General features: G+C 59.0%; 14 protein-coding genes, 1 tRNA gene and 3 pseudogenes. 5 read left to right on the top strand and 13 right to left on the bottom strand.

The window, feature by feature from the left end:
• The first annotated feature begins 6 nt into the window (after positions 1 to 6).
• Positions 7 to 2,112 carry a 1-deoxy-D-xylulose-5-phosphate synthase gene (locus BBBR_RS02505; RefSeq protein ID WP_032738154.1) on the top strand — a complete coding sequence of 702 codons (2,106 nt, stop codon included), beginning with the start codon at positions 7 to 9 and terminating at the stop codon, positions 2,110 to 2,112.
• Here the strand turns inward: BBBR_RS02505 and BBBR_RS02500 are convergent.
• The 3 genes from BBBR_RS02500 to BBBR_RS02490 are packed head-to-tail and all read right to left on the bottom strand — an operon-like array spanning position 2,096 to position 5,756.
• Positions 2,096 to 3,625: an ABC transporter permease gene (locus BBBR_RS02500; RefSeq protein ID WP_019727897.1), complete on the bottom strand. Its 1,530-nt coding sequence runs from the start codon at positions 3,623 to 3,625 to the stop codon at positions 2,096 to 2,098. The two genes, BBBR_RS02505 and BBBR_RS02500, sit on opposite strands and share 17 nt — an antisense overlap.
• 11 nt (positions 3,626 to 3,636) lie before the next feature.
• Positions 3,637 to 4,932 (bottom strand): COG1361 family protein, encoded by a 1,296-nt coding sequence (locus tag BBBR_RS02495; RefSeq protein WP_003828571.1) that lies wholly within the window; start codon positions 4,930 to 4,932, stop codon positions 3,637 to 3,639.
• Positions 4,933 to 4,943: 11 nt separating this feature from the next.
• On the bottom strand, positions 4,944 to 5,756 hold the full coding sequence (locus tag BBBR_RS02490; RefSeq protein WP_003828568.1) for an ABC transporter ATP-binding protein: 813 nt from the start codon (positions 5,754 to 5,756) through the stop codon (positions 4,944 to 4,946).
• A 131-nt stretch (positions 5,757 to 5,887) separates the two neighbouring features.
• Here BBBR_RS02490 and BBBR_RS10625 point away from each other — a divergent pair.
• A pseudogene (locus BBBR_RS10625) lies at positions 5,888 to 6,261 on the top strand (IS3 family transposase); the annotation flags it as partial.
• A gap of 189 nt (positions 6,262 to 6,450) precedes the next feature.
• Here the strand turns inward: BBBR_RS10625 and BBBR_RS02485 are convergent.
• The 6 genes and pseudogenes from BBBR_RS02485 to BBBR_RS02460 form a co-directional block, all read right to left on the bottom strand.
• Positions 6,451 to 6,942 carry a peptide-methionine (S)-S-oxide reductase gene (locus tag BBBR_RS02485; RefSeq protein ID WP_019727896.1) on the bottom strand — a complete coding sequence of 164 codons (492 nt, stop codon included), beginning with the start codon at positions 6,940 to 6,942 and terminating at the stop codon, positions 6,451 to 6,453.
• A 1-nt stretch (position 6,943) separates the two neighbouring features.
• The gene (locus BBBR_RS02480) at positions 6,944 to 8,563 is read right to left on the bottom strand and encodes a peptide ABC transporter substrate-binding protein (RefSeq protein WP_003828562.1); all 1,620 of its coding nucleotides are present in this window, start codon (positions 8,561 to 8,563) and stop codon (positions 6,944 to 6,946) included.
• A gap of 108 nt (positions 8,564 to 8,671) precedes the next feature.
• Positions 8,672 to 8,848 (bottom strand): annotated as a pseudogene (locus BBBR_RS02475) (IS3-like element ISBlo9 family transposase); the annotation flags it as partial.
• A 228-nt stretch (positions 8,849 to 9,076) separates the two neighbouring features.
• Positions 9,077 to 10,891, bottom strand: a complete 1,815-nt coding sequence (locus BBBR_RS02470) for a glycoside hydrolase family 13 protein (protein WP_025332131.1) — start codon at positions 10,889 to 10,891, stop codon at positions 9,077 to 9,079.
• Positions 10,872 to 12,116: a LacI family DNA-binding transcriptional regulator gene (locus tag BBBR_RS02465; RefSeq protein WP_003828552.1), complete on the bottom strand. Its 1,245-nt coding sequence runs from the start codon at positions 12,114 to 12,116 to the stop codon at positions 10,872 to 10,874. Before BBBR_RS02465 ends, BBBR_RS02470 begins: the two co-directional genes overlap by 20 nt.
• A gap of 11 nt (positions 12,117 to 12,127) precedes the next feature.
• Positions 12,128 to 13,459, bottom strand: a complete 1,332-nt coding sequence (locus BBBR_RS02460; RefSeq protein WP_003828550.1) for an ABC transporter substrate-binding protein — start codon at positions 13,457 to 13,459, stop codon at positions 12,128 to 12,130.
• A 260-nt stretch (positions 13,460 to 13,719) separates the two neighbouring features.
• Here BBBR_RS02460 and BBBR_RS02455 point away from each other — a divergent pair, with 260 nt between their 5' ends.
• Entirely contained in the window at positions 13,720 to 13,905 is a 186-nt protein-coding gene (locus tag BBBR_RS02455; protein WP_003828547.1) for a hypothetical protein, read from the top strand.
• Between the two features lie 277 nt (positions 13,906 to 14,182).
• On the opposite strand, the gene BBBR_RS02450 is transcribed toward BBBR_RS02455, so the two are convergent.
• Together BBBR_RS02450 and BBBR_RS02445 are read right to left on the bottom strand one after the other, a co-directional pair.
• Positions 14,183 to 14,256, bottom strand: a tRNA-Arg gene (locus BBBR_RS02450).
• Between the two features lie 66 nt (positions 14,257 to 14,322).
• Positions 14,323 to 15,192, bottom strand: coding sequence for a MurR/RpiR family transcriptional regulator (locus tag BBBR_RS02445; RefSeq protein WP_003828545.1), 870 nt, complete (start codon positions 15,190 to 15,192; stop codon positions 14,323 to 14,325).
• A gap of 204 nt (positions 15,193 to 15,396) precedes the next feature.
• Here BBBR_RS02445 and BBBR_RS11330 point away from each other — a divergent pair.
• Together BBBR_RS11330 and BBBR_RS02435 are read left to right on the top strand one after the other, a co-directional pair.
• Positions 15,397 to 15,687, top strand: a pseudogene (locus BBBR_RS11330) (hypothetical protein); the annotation flags it as partial.
• A 402-nt stretch (positions 15,688 to 16,089) separates the two neighbouring features.
• On the top strand, positions 16,090 to 16,311 hold the full coding sequence (locus tag BBBR_RS02435; protein ID WP_014484040.1) for a hypothetical protein: 222 nt from the start codon (positions 16,090 to 16,092) through the stop codon (positions 16,309 to 16,311).
• Between the two features lie 3 nt (positions 16,312 to 16,314).
• Here BBBR_RS02435 and BBBR_RS02430 read toward each other — a convergent pair whose 3' ends face one another.
• A complete protein-coding gene (locus BBBR_RS02430) occupies positions 16,315 to 17,493 on the bottom strand; it encodes an anion transporter (protein ID WP_003828537.1) in 1,179 nt (392 codons plus the stop codon).
• Between the two features lie 80 nt (positions 17,494 to 17,573).
• Positions 17,574 to 19,097 (bottom strand): MocR-like pyridoxine biosynthesis transcription factor PdxR, encoded by a 1,524-nt coding sequence (gene pdxR / locus BBBR_RS02425; protein ID WP_003828535.1) that lies wholly within the window; start codon positions 19,095 to 19,097, stop codon positions 17,574 to 17,576.
• Positions 19,098 to 19,117: the final 20 nt, after the last annotated feature.

The following is a 19,117-nucleotide window of genomic DNA, read 5'->3' as shown; positions in this document are numbered from 1 at the left end:
GAGGATATGCATAGCATGCCGGGAAACGGAATCAGTGCACACGATGCCAGCGGCGCAATCGACAACACTCATTCCACCGACTCAGGCAATCTCGCTGATGTCACCCTGCTGCGTCGCATTACCAGCCCTGCCGACGTCAAAGCACTCTCCCCCAATACACTGAATGAGCTATGCCGCGAAATTCGCACCACCCTACTGCATTACGGCCATATTCACGGCGGGCATATAGGCTCCAATCTGGGCATGGTGGAAGCCACCGTCGCACTGCATCGCGTGTTTGATTCACCGCATGACCGCATTGTATTCGATGTCTCCCACCAAAGTTACGTGCATAAAATGCTCACCGGCCGCGCTGCCGCCTATCTGGACACAAACCGATTCGGCGACGTGACCGGATTCACGAACCCGGACGAGAGCGACCATGACCAGTTCGTGCTGGGGCATACCGGTACCTCAATTTCATTGGCCTGCGGATTGGCGAAAACCCGCAATATGGAGGGGCCCGATAGCGGCATCGGCAATGTAGTTGCCGTTATCGGCGATGGTTCGCTAAGCTCGGGCGTGGCATTTGAAGGCTTGAATAACGCCGCTGAGCAAGGCGGCAATCTCATTATTATTCTCAACGACAATGAGATGTCGATCGCCGGTGATTTCGGCGGCATGTACGGGACACTCGCCCGGTTGCGCGCCTCGGGTGGCACTGCACAACCGAACCTATTCAACGCATTCGGACTGGATTACCGTTATGTGGAGCATGGCAATGATGTGGATGCGCTGGTAGCGGCATTTGAGGAAGTACGCAATATCGACCACCCTGTTGTGGTGCATATCCACACGTTGAAGGGTGCCGGCTACGACGGCGAGCCCACCAGCTCCGCCACCGGAATCCACCCGTCCAGCAATCTATCGCACCGTGAACCGTGGCATTCGGATCATTGTAATCTGTCCGACCATGAACCGCATGAGGGTCAGTGCGAAGCCTCCCATTGGCAGAACCCGGATTCCGCCATCGGCAAGCCTGATGATCCGCGCAAATATTATGGCAAGATGGCAATGGCCGCGCTCGAACCGCGATTTGCCAGCGAACCGGGATTGGTGGTCATCTCCCCCGCCACGCCAGGGTCGAACGGCATCACCCATGAATTCCGCGAACGCGCAGGCTCGCATTATGTGGATACAGGCATCACCGAATCGCATGCCGTGGCTTTCGCAGCTGGCATCGCACGGGCTGGCGGCACACCAGTGGTGGCCACTACGGCCTCATTCTTCCAACGCGCCTATGACCAGTTCTTCCAGGAGATGAGCCTGAACCGGTCTCGGGTGACGGTGCTTGATTTCCTAGGCGGCCTATCCGGTTCCGACAACACGCATTCCGGCGCGTATGACGTGGCGATGTTCGCCAATATTCCTGGCATCACGATGCTGGTGCCCACTTCGGCAGATGAGTGTCTGGCCGATTTGGCATGGGCGACGCTGCCGGCTGGAGCCGATGGAGCTCCCGATGGACCGGTGGTGATTCGGGTGCCGGGTGAGGCGATTCTGGCTGCGGAACGGGAGCCGAGTTTGTTGCCGGTGACGGGTGGACGGGTTCAGGTTGGCCACCCTCAGTCGACTGTGTCGACAGCTCCCGCCAGCGGGAGCAAATCCGCAGCACACCGAGTTGCTGGCGTAACGGCTCAGCCCACCAACGGGAGCGACCCCTTGGCTTGGCGTATTAATCAGACTGGTTCGCGGGTTGCGATCGCCGGATTGGGCAACGCATATCCGCTTGCGGAGCAGGTGGCTGCCGCGTTGACCGCCGAACATAGCATGAAGGCAACGGTCATCGACCCGCGCCAGTGCACGTCGTTGGATGCGGATGCGCTGGAATCGTTGCGCGACGGCCACGAGCTGGTCGTCACGCTTGAAGACGGGCAGCTGGAAGGCGGCTGGGGTGAGAAGGTGACCGCATACTATGCGAATCATCATGTCTCGGACAGCAGCCGCAATCCTCGTGTGCTGAACTTCGGCGCAGCCAAGGAATTTACCGACCGCGTGCCGCTGGGCGAACTGAACGAACGTTATGGACTGACGGTGGAGCAGGTGACAGAGGCGATCACTCGTTGTTTTTGATGGCATCCAGGGCCGGGATTTTGACGGCTTTGTTGGCTGGACCGAAGCCGAACAGCAGGCCGATTAGCGTGGAGAACAGCACTGCAAACAGGAACAGCCACCACGGAATCACCGAATAGCGGGTCACGTCCTCACCTCCGACCAATGCCTGCCACATAATCATCCATATGGATGTGCCACCAGCACCATCGCCGGAACTTCCGTTTGAGCTGCCGACCATGCCACCCGCATACATCCTGCCGGCCACATTGATGCCCAACGATATCAATCCACTCAGCATGCATCCGATCAATCCGCCAAAGAATCCGATTGCGCCGGCTTCAGTCAAAAACATGACGCGGATATCACGCACGTAGCAGCCGAGCGCCTTCATAATGCCGATCTCGCGCGTGCGCTCGGTCACGGACATGACCATCGTATTGGCGATGCCGATGGCCGCCACCAACAGAGAGACCGCGCCAATGCCGCCCAGAATCAGCTGAATCGCTCGCGACTGCTCCTCCAACGACTTGCGCATGTCCTCATAGGACGAAGTCTCGTAGCCAAGCGCCTTAATCTGCGATTCCACTTCGGGCACGGAGGAAAGATCCGCAGCCTTGACCAACACCTGATCGTAGGTGACGGTTTTTTTGGCGGCGGCCGGATCGACTTTGGCGCGCAAATCCTTGAGCGCCTGCAAATCCATGACCAGACCGTCCGCCGTGGCATATCCCTTGTTGTAATCGCCGCCGATAATGCCGGACGCACGCAGATCGATGGTGACGTTGTCGGATTGGTCGCTTCCAACAGTCGTTCCGCCTCCCCCGCCGTACATGTTCTGCACATATGGGTCGCCCTGATAGTTGGTTCCGGTGGTCAGGCTGATTTGCGTGGTGAGCGGGTCGAAGAACGGGTCCTCATCCTGATCCGGCTCGCATTCGCCGGTGGCCGAATTGAATGTGCAAGACGAATAGCCGCTGCCACGGGTGCCGGTACGCATCTCACCGTTTTTCAACGTGTCCATGAACCCGTAAGCAAACCATTCACCGGCAAGAACCTGGTCTTTGGTGGTTGGCTTGCCGCCATCGACCATTTTGTAGCCCATCTGTTCGAACTGGCTCATATCGATGCCCATGATCTGCACGTGATCGTAGATGTACCGTCCACCTGCGCCGGCCTTGGCCGTGACGTTGTAGGGGAAGTTCATTATCGGAGTCACGCCGGATACGCCGCTCATCGAGCGGAACGATTCGAGCGCTTTGTCATCGAGCTTGGCATCGCTGGATGCCGACGATGATCCGTTCCCGCCGCCCATCGGCCCGGCATAGCCGCCACTGGTGTAGACGGTGACGATGGATAGGTCGCCCATCGATTTGAGCATTTTCTCATTCTGCTCGTTGATGCCCTGCCCGAGGGAGATCATGAGCACAATCGAGCAGCATCCGACGATGACGCCCAACACGGTCAGTATTGTGCGGGATTTACGTCGCCATAGGTTCTGTCTGCACAGTCGCAGAATGTCGCTGAATCGCATGGCCGGAACTTTCAGACTGTTTGAGCGGAACCGTCAGATTGGCCCGAGTCATCGGGCACAATCTGGTTCGGCTCGGCGGCGGCGTTCACCGGCTCGATCACCGTGGTCGGCGTGGCATCGGTAGACGGGCTGATTGCGAACGTACTTGTTGCGCCGCCGCTTGCAGTGGCGTTATTCGCGGTGGTGCTATCCGCAGCATCGCCCACAGTCTTGCCGCTTGCAATATCGCCGCCGGACTGAGTGTCTAATTTGCCGTCGGCATTGCCGCCAGCCCAGTCATCCCACTCTTCATCAATCTCGCTCTTGGCTTTCTTCTTGCGATGGCGACGCACCAGCAGAACGATACCTACGATTACCGCAACCGCAACGGCTGCCGCTGCCGCCCATACCCACCATGGCAAACCCTGGCTGGCATTCTGATTCATATCGGAATCGACCCTGCTTGGATCATCCATCGGCGCCGCATCAGCCACCGAGAGTTTGACTGGGAACTCTTTGGTTTTGCTCTGTCCATCGGAATCCTCATAGGACACTTTGAGTGTGGCGTTGAGTTCACCGGAAGCGGTGGGAGTGAAGGCATAGCCAATAGAGCCGGTGGCCCCGGAAGCCACATTGCCCACATACTGGGTCTTCATCGTCGCGTCAAAACCCTCTCCCTCCATCGTGGTCTCAACGTTGGCGATGTCGCCCTTGCCCTTATTCACATATTCCAGCGTGACCGTGGTCTCCTGACCGGCCACAATCTGGTCTGACGGCACCGGATCGCCAACCTCGAAGCGATCGGGCTGGCTGATTGGCACGGCTATCTTCACGTCGGACTGGTTCGAGGAGCGTGCGCCGGAGTCCAGATATTCATACCTGAAACTGACAGTCACCGGCTGGGCACCGCTTTTGGCCGAGGCGAGCGCCTGCATCGGCACAGTCTGGCTCAACGAATATCCGGCCCACAGCGCATCGAAATAGAAGGTGTTCGTGCCGCCCGCAATGGCGAAGCTTTCGCCGCCGTCCACCGTGACCACCATGTTCGCGACGGCCACCTGACCCATGTTCTGGAAGGTGAAGTTCAAGTCGAATTTGGCACCGGCAGCCACGGAATCGCCGCCGTAGGTGAAGTTGGTGACGATGATGTTTGGCACCGGTCCGGCCACCGGCGTGGGAGCCACGCTCTGATCGGCCCCCTGCGCGCTGCCGTCATCCGCGCCTACGGCGTATGCCAGATGAGGCAGGGAAACGATGGCGAGCATCATGGATAGCGAGGCAAGCAGGGCAACGATGATGGCAAGCATACGTGTGGTGAGGTGTTTCATCGGGCATCTCCTTAGACGGTTTGTACGGACGGCACGGATGCGGACGGCACTGCAGTAGGTTGAACGGATTGAACGAACTGGTCGGATTGAGCCGACTGAATGGACTGAGCTGAAATCGATTGAACAGTGACGCCTTGGTTGATCTGGTCGCTGACGATACGTCCATCAAGCAGTGTGACGATGCGATCGGCGTAGGCGGCCATCTGCGGGTCATGGGTGACCAACACGATGGTCTGGTTGAAGTCGCGAGCGAAGGAACAGATCATGGTCATGACTTCGGTCTTGGTCTTGGAATCGAGATTGCCGGTGGGTTCATCGGCGAATACCACTTCAGGCTTGGTCACGAATGCGCGGGCGATGCCAACACGCTGCTGCTGTCCGCCGGACATCTGCCTCGGATAATGGCCGAGTCGATGCCCGAGCCCGACTCGTTTGAGCACACTGCGAGCCACGCGGTCGCGACGTTCCTTTGGCACTCCGCGGAACATCAACGGCATCGCCACATTTTCCAGCGCCGTCAAATTGGGCAACAGGTTGTACGACTGAAACACAAAACCGATGTGCTTCTGCCGAAATGCCGCAAGTTCACGCTCATTGAGCTTGCTGACCGGCACCCCGCCGATTCGCACCACGCCGCGCGTGGGCTTCTCCATACCGGCGAGTTGGTTGAGCAGCGTGGACTTGCCGGAACCGGACTCGCCGAAGATACAGCAAATCTGTCCTTGCGGAATCGCCAAAGTAACGCGGTCAAGCGCCACCACGGTCTCATCCTCGACCGGATACTCTTTGCGCAGGTTTCTCACTTCGATAATGGCTCGCGCCACGGGCCCTTCTTCCCTCGTTCGTCGCCATTGGCGGACTTTTCGGCAACAGCCGTTTTTCAGCACATCTGCTGCCAGTGTATAGCTAAAGCACAGCCGCCGCATCCCTTAAGGGTGTTCCCGGGTATGAGAAGGAGATGGAGGTGGACGTTTCAGAACAAGCGGCGCCGGTATTCGCGCGAAGGCAGGCGTGATACGGGCCAACGCCGCCCACTGCCCGATATCGGCGCAGTGCGGGATACCGGGCGTTCCCCGCTCCACCTACTACTGGATGATCGAGCATCCCGAGACGGAGCGTGCGGAGCCAATCGCCGGCGACGTGCGCGCGGCCTGGCGCGACGGCCGCGAACGCTACGGCGCCAGGAAGATCAAAGCCGCCCCGGAAAGGAGGGGCGTCACCGCGTCCAGCAGACGCATCGGCAACATCATGCGCGAACACGAACAGGCCGCCGAAGAAGGAGCTCGCGTACCGGAACCACTGCACCACGATCGAGCAGCTGAGGCGCGACCTCAACGACTACGTGTGGCGGTCCGACAACCAGCGGCTCCACTCCACCCCCGCACAAACACCCGAAGAGCCATTTTTCAGCATTTCCATGTCCCATGCAGTCGACTACACCTTGGCTGTACCCTCATCAATAACTAATAGTTGTAGGGCCGCGATGGACACAAGCGATTTGACTGCAGTGACACTGCTCTAAATCGAGAGCTCCTTCTGGTATTTCCCGACCTCATTCAGTAAGGCGAGCGGTATATGGCATTCGGCTCCCGGATGGGATGCGAGATAGTGCTGTTGTTCCTCGGAAGACTCCTCAAATCGAGTGAGCCGTTCGATGGTCACATCAGCAAGGTTTCGCTCACGAATGGCGGCTTCGAATGCATCCCTCTGTTCTGAATCAGTCCAATAGAAACCGGCATGCTCTGAAATGGGTGTTTTTTCATCGGTCGGAGTCTCCTGAATGAGCAGGGCATGCAATCTAGCCAGTGTTTGCAGTGAGACCTGCTGCGAATCGTAGGCGACGGCCACAGTCTCCACGGCGCCAGCTTCACCGGAAGCAATCTGCTCCCCTGTGGGTCGCGGGATTCTCGATTGTGCGAATCCCGCGACTGTGCTTGTCACACCTTGCACCCGGTCATAGTAGGTCTGGACGCCCCAATAGCATCCCCCTGCCAGATAGACGGTGGGCATATCATTTCTCCAAATCAGCATACATCGGATAGTTGTTATAGGTGAACGCAGCTTTCTTAATGTCCTTGGAACCAACTGCCGTGATGTTCTGATACCACAACGGAATCTGCGGCAAATCGTTCAGCAGAATCTCTTCGGCTTCCTGATACTTGGCGTTGGCATCATCGGTCGTGGGGGCCGCGGAACCTTCGGCGAGAATTTTGTCGACATTGTCATTGTGGTAGTCGTATTCGTTGTATCCGCCATCGGAGCTGAAGCGCAGCGTCAGATAGTTTTCGATGTTCGGATAGTCCGGGGCCCAACCCGACTGGTATGGAGTGGGCAGAGTCTTGTCGACGGCGGCGGTGCGCAGCTCCTTCTTTGTCGGATATGACTGCGGCTGCGCATCGACACCCAGATTGTCCTGCAACTGATGCAAGACGGCTTCAATCCACTGCTTGTCACTGGAATCGGCGTTGTAGGCGATGCTCAATGTTCCATCCCACGGGGAGATGGCATCCGCCTTCTTCCAGAGTTCCTTCCCCTTCTGTGGATTGTATTCGAGGATGGTCTTGTTCTTCAGATTATCGGTGTATCCGGTGATGGAAGGCGCCGAATAATCAACTGCCTTGACACGGGTGCCATAGAAGAGCTTCTTGATGATCAGGTCTCGATCGATGGACAGACTGATGGCCTGACGGCGAAGTATGCCTTCCTCCCCGCTGAAATGCTTCAGGCGTTCGGGAATGCTGATGCCCTGTGTCTGGGAACCGGCCGCGGTGAACACTTTCACATTCTTATTCTTCTGATAGGAAGAGTAGGAGGTGGCGGGAATCTGATCCAGAAGATCGAGGTTACCGGCCTGAACATCAGCGTATGCCGAGTCCAAGGTCGTATAGAACCGGAAGTCGATGCCACCGTTCTTCGCGGGGAAGTTGCCCTTGTAATCGTCATTACGAATGACCTTCGCGCCCTGTCCATGCTTCCAGGAAACGAGCTTATAGGCACCGTTGCCAATCGGCTTCTCGCCATACGCTTTAGGATCCTTATAGAATGCTTCCGGAACTGGCAGGAAGCTGACGGAACCCAATTGGCTGGGCAGCGCGGAGTCCGGCGCGTTCAGATTGATCTGGAACGTGTGGTCATCCTTGACGACCAGTCCTGACAGCTGAGCGTCTGAGGGCGTGCCTTCCTTCTGCAGTTCGTCGTATCCCTTGACGATGGAGAAGTACGAGGAGTTCAGCTGGGCGTTGGTCACGTTCGCCGCATAGCTCCAGGCCTTGGTGAACGACTCCGACGTGACCGGCGTGCCATCCGTGAACTTCCAACCGTCCTTGATCTTCACTGTGAACTGGGTTGCGTCCGAATTCGGTGTGATGCTTTCGGCCACTTCATTCACCGGCTTGCCGGACGGGTCATAAGCGACCAGACCAGCGAGGATGGCGCTGAGTATGCGGTCTCCGCCGACTTCACCGGTGTTCATCGGCACCAAGGAAACCTGCGGTTCGGTGCCGTTTACGCTGATGACAGCGTTTGGACCCGCTGACGAATCGTTGGCGGACGATGCCGACTGGGTGCTGCCGCATGCCGAAAGCAGCAGGACTGGTGCCAGAATCGCGGCTATCTTCTTCCATCGAACCATGAATCTTCTCTCCTGTTAATGTTCACTTTTCGATAAGAAACATTATTACCTAATGGAACAGCCAAGGAAGGCAGATTCGATATATCGATTTCTTATAGGACGTTATCCCCTGGTTGATCCGCTGTTGCGTATCCCCTGCACCCAACGCTGCAGCGTGGAGCGCGGGATGCTGTACTCCTCCCTGATCCGCGACGACAGCTTGCCGTTCTCGTACGACTGCACGATCTGCCGCTTGGACTCCTCCTCGTAATGACGCGGATGATTCTGATCGGCCGTGATGATCATCTCCTTCGTTGCCCTGTCCCACACGAGACCGTCCAATACATTGCAGCCAATCCATCGTCATGGTGGTTCGTCTCCTTGGCTCTTATCCCCTGTCCCAGTGGTCACACGACCGGTGTCGGGTATCGACCCGACAGCCGTGATACGGCGTGAGGGCCCCGTGCCGCGCATGGTGTTGGTTCATGCGTGGCGCGGGGCCCTCTTGTCGGTTCGGCGGCGGTTGGGTCCGGTTTATTCCGGATCGGTTTCCATGGCGAACGCCTCCCATGGTCCGAGTGTTCCCGTGGTTTTCAGGTTTCCTACGGGATCGTCCGTGTTGGCGATGAGGATCGTGCCGTCGGGCATCGTTTCCAGTTCTCCGGCCGGTGCGGCCTGTGTGGGCGAGAGGTTGATGACGGTGAGGATGGTTCGCTCGTCGAGGGTTCTGGTGAAGGCGATGATCCGGTCGTTTCCGGTTTCCACGCGTCGGTAGTCGCCGGCGGCGACCACGGGGTCGGTGTGACGCAGGGCGATGAGCCGTTTGTGGAACGAGTACACGGAGTCGGGGTCGTCGATCTCGTCGGCGGCGTTGATCTCCGTGTGGTTCGGGTTGACGGCGATCCAGGGTTCGACCGGGGCGTCGGGCATGGTGAAGCCGGCGTAGGTGGAGTCGTCCCATTGCATCGGGGTGCGCGCGTTGTCCCTGCCGTATCGGGCGAGGGATCGCATCATGGTCTCCGATGTCCGTATCCCGGTTTCCTCGACGCGTTGATGGTAGGCGTTGATGGATTCGAGGTCGCGGTACTGGTCGAGCGAGGTGAAGTGCGCATTGGTCATGCCGAGCTCCTCGCCCTGGTAGACATACGGAGTGCCGCGGTGCATGTGCAGCAGCAGCGCGAGCGCCTTGGCGGAGCGGATGCGGCCGGTCTTGCTGGTGTCGTCGCCCCAACGGGAGACGACACGCGGCTGGTCGTGGTTGTCGAGGAACAGGCTGGCCCAGCCGTGTCGGGCGATGGCGTCCTGTTGTTCGGCGAGCTTGGTTTCGAGGTCGGCCGGCGTCCATGGTTTGTCGTCCCATTTCGATTCGGGGGTTTGGTCGACGCCCATGTGTTCGAACAGGAAGAGCATATCCAGCTCGCCGTTGGCGGGGTCGGTGATGTGCTCGTTGCGTTCGGCGGTGATGCCGGGGGCCTCGCCGACGGTGAGGAAGCCGTCACGCCCGTCGAACACCTCGCGGCGCATCTCGGCGAGGAACTCGTCCTGACGCGGACCGTCGGCGCAGAACGGGTTCGGGTTGGAGTAGCCCTCCTCCCCCACCGGCAGGTCCTGCAGCTCGGAACCGGTCTCGCCGGGCAGCCTGCCGTTTGCATCCGTGCGCTTGGAGATCAGGGTGATGACGTCCATGCGGAAGCCGTCGATGCCGCGATCGAGCCACCAGTTCATCATGTCGTACACGGCTCGGCGTACGGCCGGGTTCTCCCAGTTGAGGTCCGGCTGCTTCTTCGAGAACTGGTGGAGATAGTACTCACCACGCTCGGGGCAATATTCCCATGCGGAGCCGCCGAAGTAGGAGCCCCACTGGTTCGGCTCGGCGCCGGGCGTGCCGGGCTCGTGGCCGGGGCGGGCGGGACGCCACCAGTACCAGTCGGCGTGCGGGTCGTCCTTGTCCTTCGACGCCTCGAACCACGCGTGCTCGTCGGAGGTGTGGTTGACGACCAGGTCCATCACGATCTTGAGGCCGCGCTTGTGCGCTTCGGCGAGCAGCTCGTCCATGTCGTCGAGCGTGCCGAACAGCGGGTCGATGTCCCGGTAGTCGGAGATGTCGTAGCCGTTGTCGTCTTGCGGGGACCTGTAGACCGGGGAGAGCCACAGCACATCCACGCCGAGGTCGGCAAGATAGTCGAGGCGGGAAGTAATGCCCTTAAGATCTCCGAAACCATCGCCGTTCGTGTCCTGGAAGGAACGTGGGTAAATCTGGTAGACGACGGCGTTCGACCACCACGGGTTCGGGGAGGCGCCATTCGTGCGGACGGCGTCGGGCAGGGGTTCACGGTTGAAAGAGGTCATCATCGGCTCCTTTGTTATCGTTCGATGATCGCATGGTCGTTGTGGGATCGTACGGGTGCGCCTGTGGAGTTGTCGCGGAGCGTGAATTCGCTGCCGTCGGAGCTGGAGGCGGTGATGCCTCCAGCGATCCTGCGCGTCGTGTATTCCACGGTGGTGCCGTCGCCGCGAGTGATGCGGGTCCGGGCGTCGTCGCGGAGCGGGTTTCAGGCTCGCGGGGCGCGCCGAGCGATCCGCGGCGTTGGTAGACGGGCGGGATGAGCGTGACGCGATCGCCGCGCCATGGTTCGCCGTCCATGAGACGGACGATCATGTCGACGCCCATGCGGCACAGGTCCGCGGGCAGGAGCGGGTATTCGTCGATGCGCAGCCGCCTGCCGATCGGGTCGGTGAAGGTTCCCGCGGAGATCACGGACAGGTCCGCGGGGAAGCGGATTCCGTTCTTGCGGGCCACGGCGACGAGGCTGTTGAGGAACATGGGGCCGCCTTGGGACACGATCGCGGTGTCCCCATTGAGCATGGCCATGTCGAGGATGGTTTCGATGGCGTCGAAGTCGTCCTCGTCGGTGTATTGTTCGTCGACCCGGATGTTCCGGCGTCGCGCGTTGTCGAGGAGGGCGGACCGCAGGCGGACCAGGTAGTTCGCTCCCCCGCCGCGTTCGTAGTCGACGTGTTTGCCGCCGATGAACATGATGCGGGAGTGTCCGAGCCGGTCGAGCCGGTCGATGATGCCGCCGCCCATAAGGGTGAAGTCGATGTCGACGCACGGGATGCCTGTGTCCGCGCCGGGCAGTCCGATCGACACGAACGGCACTCCCGTGGCGGCGGCCACGGCGAGACGGCTGTCATCCATGTTGACGTCCATGAGCACGACCCCGTCCACGAGTCCGGTGTCGATGAGCCGTGCGAGTTGCTCCCCGCCGTTTTCCTCGGTCAGCAGGAGGGTTTCGTAGCCGTGGAATCGCGCCTGTCTGAGGAAGTGAAGGAAGTAGGCGAAGTAGTTCGTGTAGCTGGTCGAATCGTGGACGGGCGAGCTCAGGGCCACGAAGTGGGTCCTCGTCGCGCGGGCGGCGTGTTCTCCGGGCTCGGGCACGTAGCCGATCTCCCTCGCCGCGGCGAGGACCCTGCGTCTCGTGGCCGGGGAGATGGGTCGTTTCCCCGACATCACGTACGAGACGGTGCTGATCGACACGCCGGCCTTGCCCGCCACGTCCTTGATTCCGACCATGTCTTGCGTTCCTATCCTTCCTTGACGGTGAAGCCCTGGCTCCTGCCCTGCTCGACGAGCTTGGCCTGCCATGCCTTGACGCCGTCCATCAGCGTGCCCTGGCCCATGTAGGCCGCGCCCACGGTGTCGGTGAAGATGCTGCGAGCGTACACGTCGTACGGGAGGAATTCGAATCCGGTGACCACGTTCTTGGCGGCCTCGGCGAACACGGCGTTGAATTTCTGGCCGCCGAAGTATTCGACGGTCTCGCCTTTGGTGTTGACCATGGTGGTCTGGTTGAGGAACTTGTCGTTCTTCATGGATTCGAGGTCGGCGGGGAAGCCTCCCTGGTCGACCCTGGACATGACCGCGTCCTTGTTGTGGAGCGCGTACGCCATGAACTTGTACGCGGCGTCGGCCTTCTTGGACGAGGAGAGGATCGCGAGGGAGCTGCCGCCGCTCTCGGAGACCTCGTGTCCGCCGGCCGACCATGCGGGCATCTGGGCGATGCGCCACTTGCCGGCGCCTTCGGACGCCTGGTTGAGGAACATGCCGGGCGCCCATGCGGCGGTGATCACGCCGGCGAACTCGCCGGAGCCGACGGCGCGGTACCAGTCGTCGCTGGTGCCCTTGGTCTTCGTTTCGATGAGGTCCTCGTCGATCATCTTTTGCCAGAGCTTGGTGAATTTCCTCACGCCGGGGTCCCCGGTGAGGTTCACGGTCACGGTCTTGCCGTCCTTGGACGTGGAGTAGGGGTGGCCTCCGGCCTGCCAGACCATGGCATTGAAGAATCCGGCGTCGCCGGGGTCGTTGGTGATGTAGGATCCGACCGCGCGGATCTTCTTGGCGTCCTCGTAGAACTCGTCCCATGTGGCGGGCGGTTCGTCGATGCCGGCCTTGTCGAAGACCTCCTTGTCGTAGAAGAACGCCATGGGGCCGGAGTCCATGGGCAGCCCGTAGATGCCGCCCGCGTAGTTGACCGAACTCCACGTGCCCGGCGTGTAGAAGTCCTTGAACTTGCCGGCCCCGTTGTCGGTGAGGTCCTTCAACGCGCCTTTGATGGCGTATTCGGGGATGGCGTAGTATTCGATCTGCGCGATGTCGGGGGCTCCGCTGCCCGCCTCGATCGCGTTGGACAGGGCCACGTACTCGTCCTTGCTGCTGCCGGCGTTGGCGAACGTGACCTTGATGTCCGGATTGTCCTTCATGAACTGTTTCGCATTGGCCTTGAGATTGTTGTCCCACGCCCATACGGTGATCTCGGTCTTGCCGTCCGAGGATGCGTTGCCGGTGCCGCATGCCGCCGTGGGGGCGATCATGGCGATCATGGCGATCACGGCCGTGGCCGTCTTGGAAAACCTCATTGTCTCCTCCTATGGGTCCCTTTTCGGAAATCGTCGGCGTCATCTTCGGTGTCGTCGACAGCTCAACATCATACGGACTGGCTTCCAAGCCCGCCAATTTATTTCGATGATTTCGACGATATCGGACGAAGGATTGCGAACCGGTTCGATGAGGTGTTCCCGCCCGCCGCACACGTCCGCCAAGATTATTCCTTACGCTATGGAGGCCGGACCATCGAAAACCCGACCGATATCGGAGATTGCGTGTGCCGTGATGTGTCATGACGGAACAATCGAACTGGACCGTGTTCCTGTACGATCCGAAGACCCTGCCCAGCGACGAGTCCGGATTGCCAGTAGAGGGACTGTGTTCCATGGCCGTGTACCACATCCACGTCGCCGCGACGGCCGCCGATGCGAACCGGTGCCATATCCTGCGTCCCGACACCATCTGCGTGGTCCGGTAGTCGTAGGGGCACATGTACCAGTAGCCGCCATATCTGGCCAATCGTATACGTTCCGGCAGCATGATCAGTTCGAGTGCGAACACGCATAGCCACATGAGCGAGAACGGTATGGTCACGGGCGGTGCCGTGATTGTCTGCCATATGCTCTGCATCAGGATCTCCCGTCTTTGCCGATTCCATCGTTTCCCGGTTCGTTGTCCTGTCGTGCACCCAGTAATCTCGAAGCTCGCTAATACATAAAGCCCTTGGAATCATTACGATTCCAAGGGCTTTTCCGTGACCCCGGACGGGCTCGAACCGTCGACCTTGAGATTAGAAGTCACATGCTCTATCCAGCTGAGCTACGGGGCCAAACTCGCATCAGTCTAATCGTAGGGGTGTAAAAGCTCCGCGGTATATCGCCCTAGAGCTAACGGCTCAGCCCTCGAACACGCGGTCACGAATCATGCGGCCTGACTCATCCAGCGCCGCGGAGAAACGGCCGTAATTAGACAAAATCACTCCCATGTAGAGCATATCCACAAGCGCGGCATCTGCCACGCAGGAGAAAATGGCATTGCCATAGATCGCGCGCGAACCACGTCCGGTCAGCAACACCACATCGGCCCAACTGGCCAAAGGCACGCCTACGGCATTGGTAATCGCAATGGTTTTTGCGCCATGCGATTTTGCCAATCGCAGCGCCTTGACCGTATCCGACGAACTTCCGGAGTGAGAGAACGCTATGGCAACATCGCCATGGCGCATATGCCCGGCGCCGATCTGCTGCAGGTAAGCATCGGTGCTGAGACGGCAAGTGAGTCCCAAATAGCCGAGCTTGGTGAACAGATCGGTCGCAGGCGTCAGCGAATTCTCCACACCGAAAATATCAATAAAACCGGCTTCGGCAATCAGCGCGATTGCTTTACGGTAAGCCTTGACATCCAAGGCATCACACATCTCGCCAATGAGCGTTTTCGCACCTTCGGCGGCCTTGGCGGGAATCTCCTCCACATTGTCCCATGGATTCAAATCGAACCCGGACAGTGGGTCGAACGTCACCTGATGTTCGGCGGCCGGATGCCGCAATACATAGCGCAGTTCACGGTATCCGCCGAAGCCGAGCTTGCGGGCAAACCGGATTACCGTGGGCTGGCTGACATGGGCGATATCCGCCATCTGGCCGACAGTCAGATCGGCGGCTTCTTCGGCATGCTCACGAATGTACTGTGCCACGGCGCGCTCCGCCGGGCGCAACGACGGATACACATGGTCGATGCGCTCGAGTATTCCCACCGAGGACTGCACAGCAATACTCCCGTCTTCTAACGTTAACCTCTGTTTTCGAGCGTACCGGCCGTATAACGGCGATTTGGCATTAAGGACTGACCGGAATATGAACTGTGCCTGAACTCTTCCGCCGCATTTCGCACATCAGACACGTAAGATTGAGTTATGGTGCGGATTTCGGTGGGGAGCTCCACCCATCAAGTGAGCGAACGACTGTACGGCGTGTTCTTCGAGGACATCAACCACAGCGCAGACGGTGGATTGAACGCCAACATGGTGAACAACTATAGTTTCGACGGCGTCTACCTCGATCACCACACTTGGCGCGCCGCAGGCTCTGACCGCTGGCGCACCCAAGCAGACCCACTGCGATTCTGGGATTTCAACAATTGCTCGGCCGTCAGCTATGGCACCGAAATCCGTGGGGCACATGGCCAGAGAATGACCACCGATTGCCCCGAACCACCGGTGCACGCCAACAGCCGTTACGTACGTATCACCGCCCCGCGTCCCCTCTGGCTCCATCATCGTGACCACGGAAGGCTGGTATCGATTCGTCACCAAAGTCAGCGGAAAAACCACCGATTACGGCAAATTGCGCATCACCGTGGAATCCAGCAGTAACACCGACGACCACACCGTCGTCATTGTTCGCGATGAAGATTGAACCATATAGCGTTACGCTGGTCACTTCACGGTAATACACCGCTTCATCGGGCATACAGATTCTCGCGTGCCCGCTATCGCATGCTTTCCCGCACATTTTCGAAAGAATCACCCTTAAGGATGAGGGGAAATTGTGTGAAATAAGGGAATAATGGGGGATATCCCCCATAGCGGATGCCGATATGGGCAGCCATGATGGAAATCACGACGGTCACCAGACCGTCGGCCAACGATGAAGGAGTGTGCGGCATGTTTATGAATCTGTTCCGCAGGCAGCGTCCTGCATTGGCGCGTCTGGCTCGCAACTCCAACTCCTATCAGCACCCGATGGCCAAAGCCGTCAACTCATCCCCCATGACGTCAGCGACTTCCGCGACTTCCACTCTGGACGCGGCCATCAGCCAGGTTCACAACATCCCGGTTTCAGCCATGAGCAGGATGTCCGGCTCTCCCACCGTGTATGCCCGATAGGCTCTATTCGATAATCCAGCTCAAGGTCAGCAGCACCACCAAGAACAGCACGTTCACCGCCGAATAGACGGCGAGGTAACGCCCCTTCTTATCCGGGTATTGGCGCGTGACGTTCTTATAAGCCACCAGCGAGGCCATGGATGCGATAAGCGTGCCCATACCACCCAGATTGGTGCCGATGATCAGCGCCCGCCATTGATTGCAGAAGCTGGACAGCAGAATGGTGGTAGGCACATTGCTGATTACCTGGCTGGACGCCACCGCCACTTCCAACGGATGGGAACCGACCAGGGTGCGTGCCAGCTCATAGAATTCAGGCACACGGCGCATGTTACCGATGAAAATGAAGAACATGCAGAAGGTCAGCGGCAGTCCCCAGTCCACATATTTGAACACGCGGCGGTCGGTGAACAGGAACGATACGACCACAATCACGCACATGGCCCATAACGGGATGGTGCCGGAAACAGCCAGCAGACAGACGATGAACAGCAGTGAATAGATGACCGTGCGCCAGCCGCCGTAACCGGCGCCGTAACCGGTGATGCGGATCTCATCGGGCTGATGTTTGCTGCGTTCGGGAGCGAGCACACCGGTTTCGAGATCGCCCAAATCGCCCACTGGTTTGCTGCCGAACACCACAGATATCACAATGACCAGCAGTATCGCTGCGGTGAAGGAATACGGCGCCATGATGCTGATAAATCGCTTCGTCGACATTTCGGTGAGCGCTTTGAGGTACAGATTGTGCGCGTTGCCGACCGGCGTCAGCATACTGCCCACATTCGCGCCGATGGTCATCAGCGTGGCCACCAGTATGGTCTTATCCTCTTGGCCCGCCATGATAAGCACCGCAATAGCGAATGGCACGAACGTGACCAGGGCGACATCGTTGGTGATGAGCATCGCGGAGAAGAACGTCAATGCCACCAAGGTGAGCACCAGCCCGCGCATGGTGGAAGTACGTTGCAGCAGACGGGAGCCAATGATGCGGAAGATGCCGATGCGCTGAAATCCGCAGACTACAATCATCAGGCAAATCAACTGGCTGATGGTGCTGGCATGGATGTACATGGTGTATTCATCATCCGGAGGTACTACAAAACACGAAATCAGTGCAAGTATTGCGGCAACGACAAGAATCGTTTCATTTTTGGCCACATTGACCAGCCAACGCCGCATTCATTCCTCCATGGACATTCCCGTTACCGCACCTGTTTTATTCTACGCGCAGATTGGCATAAGGTACGTAGTCTCGTCGCTCAGCTGGCCTGAATCACCCGCTCTAATGCTTCGCAGATGACTCGGATGCCGTCGGTGATATCGGCGGCATCCGGGCGCACGAAGTTGAGACGGATATGGGAATCATCCATTTCGTCAACATCGAACACACTGCCCGGCATGAATGTGACGCCTTGTGAACGGCAGGATTCCAGCACGTCAAGTGAGCGTACGCCCTCCGTCAGGGATAGCCAGATGTAATAGCCTCCGGCCGGCACAGTCCAACGCACGCCGTCTGGGGCGAATCGTTGCAATGCCGCGATTGCGGTGTCTCGCCGCCGCCGATAGGAATCAGTCAGCGTTTGAATATGCTCGGCGATGCGACCTTCCTTAAGCAGCTCCAAGCAAATACGCTGCGATGACGTGCTCGTATGCTGGTCGACCATGCGGCGTAGAGCCGCCAGGCGGTTGATGACGTGCGGGTCGGCCACAATCCACCCTGTGCGCAGGCCCGACGTAACAGTCTTCGAGAACGTGGACAAGTACATCACGTATCCCGCGTTCTCCATGCCCTTGAGCGGTATGGGGCGATGCGAATCGGATGACTTCCCGCCATACCACAGGTCGCCGTAGGCGTCGTCCTCCACGATTAGGCACTGGTAGCGTCGTGCCACGTCGATGAGTTCACTGCGGCGTTCGGGCGGCAGCGTGGTGCCGGTGGGGTTTTGGAACGTGGGAACTGTGTAGATGAGTTTGGGGCGGAATCGCGCACAATAGCCTTCCAGCAGGTCGGTGCGCATGCCGTGTTCATCGACCGGCACGCCGATGATGCGAGCATCGGCCGAGCGGAACGTTTGCAATGCGGGGAAGAACGTGGATTGTTCGACCAGTACGCAGTCGCCAGGATTGACGAATGCGCGCACGATAAGATCGATGCCTTGCTCGGAACCGGAAAGCACCATCACGTTTCGTACATCGCACTGCACGCCGCGTGTGCTCATATGCTCGGCAAGTAATGCGCGGAGTTCATCGAATCCTTCGATAGGCGATTCTGGCTGACCGTCGAATTCGCGCGATTCGAACGCTTCAATGCTCACTGAACGCAACAAATCGTCGGGAATATCCGCCGGATTAGGCGAGCCGGTGGCAAAGTCGATGATGGTATCGCCGCGTTGCGCCCGCTCAGCCGAGGCAATGTCGTGGTAGGTGAATCGGTTGGAATAGTCGGAGAACAACACCGACCACGGCGGCCGCACAACGCTCGGTTTCGGCTCCTCGTCAATCGGCTTATGTCTCACTACAGGAATCCGGGCAGTCTCAGTATGCTGCAACGGCAGCACGAACGTGCCTTTGCCTACTTTGGAGGCGATGAGTCCCTCATCTTTGAGTTGCTGATAGGCCTGTAATACCGTGGTGCGATTGACCTCGAGGCGTGAGGCTAACTCGCGTTCAGGCGGCAAACGATAGCCCTCAGCCATTGCGCCGGAGACAATCTGTTCACGCAGCTCAGCAGCCAGCTGCCGGTACATCGGCACCGTGCTGCGCCGGTTCAGCGTGAACTGCATGGCAGATCGTCTCCTTGATT

The sequence above is a fragment of the Bifidobacterium breve DSM 20213 = JCM 1192 genome, assembly GCF_001025175.1.
Taxonomy (GTDB): Bacteria; Actinomycetota; Actinomycetes; order Actinomycetales; family Bifidobacteriaceae; genus Bifidobacterium; species Bifidobacterium breve.
The sequence above is the reverse complement of the archived record's forward strand: the minus strand, read 5'-3'. Positions and strand labels throughout refer to the sequence as shown.

Coding starts and splice junctions, on each gene's coding strand:
- BBBR_RS02485 (WP_019727896.1), bottom strand. CDS start 6,942: ATGCCCACCGTCTATCTGGCAGGGGGATGCTATTGGGGCGTCCAGACC.
- BBBR_RS02460 (WP_003828550.1), bottom strand. CDS start 13,459: ATGAGGTTTTCCAAGACGGCCACGGCCGTGATCGCCATGATCGCCATG.
- BBBR_RS02465 (WP_003828552.1), bottom strand. CDS start 12,116: ATGGTCGGAATCAAGGACGTGGCGGGCAAGGCCGGCGTGTCGATCAGC.
- BBBR_RS02435 (WP_014484040.1), top strand. CDS start 16,090: ATGTTTATGAATCTGTTCCGCAGGCAGCGTCCTGCATTGGCGCGTCTG.
- BBBR_RS02470 (WP_025332131.1), bottom strand. CDS start 10,891: ATGACCTCTTTCAACCGTGAACCCCTGCCCGACGCCGTCCGCACGAAT.
- pdxR (WP_003828535.1), bottom strand. CDS start 19,097: ATGCAGTTCACGCTGAACCGGCGCAGCACGGTGCCGATGTACCGGCAG.
- BBBR_RS02455 (WP_003828547.1), top strand. CDS start 13,720: ATGACGGAACAATCGAACTGGACCGTGTTCCTGTACGATCCGAAGACC.
- BBBR_RS02480 (WP_003828562.1), bottom strand. CDS start 8,563: ATGGTTCGATGGAAGAAGATAGCCGCGATTCTGGCACCAGTCCTGCTG.
- BBBR_RS02500 (WP_019727897.1), bottom strand. CDS start 3,625: ATGCGATTCAGCGACATTCTGCGACTGTGCAGACAGAACCTATGGCGA.
- BBBR_RS02430 (WP_003828537.1), bottom strand. CDS start 17,493: ATGCGGCGTTGGCTGGTCAATGTGGCCAAAAATGAAACGATTCTTGTC.
- BBBR_RS02495 (WP_003828571.1), bottom strand. CDS start 4,932: ATGAAACACCTCACCACACGTATGCTTGCCATCATCGTTGCCCTGCTT.
- BBBR_RS02505 (WP_032738154.1), top strand. CDS start 7: ATGCATAGCATGCCGGGAAACGGAATCAGTGCACACGATGCCAGCGGC.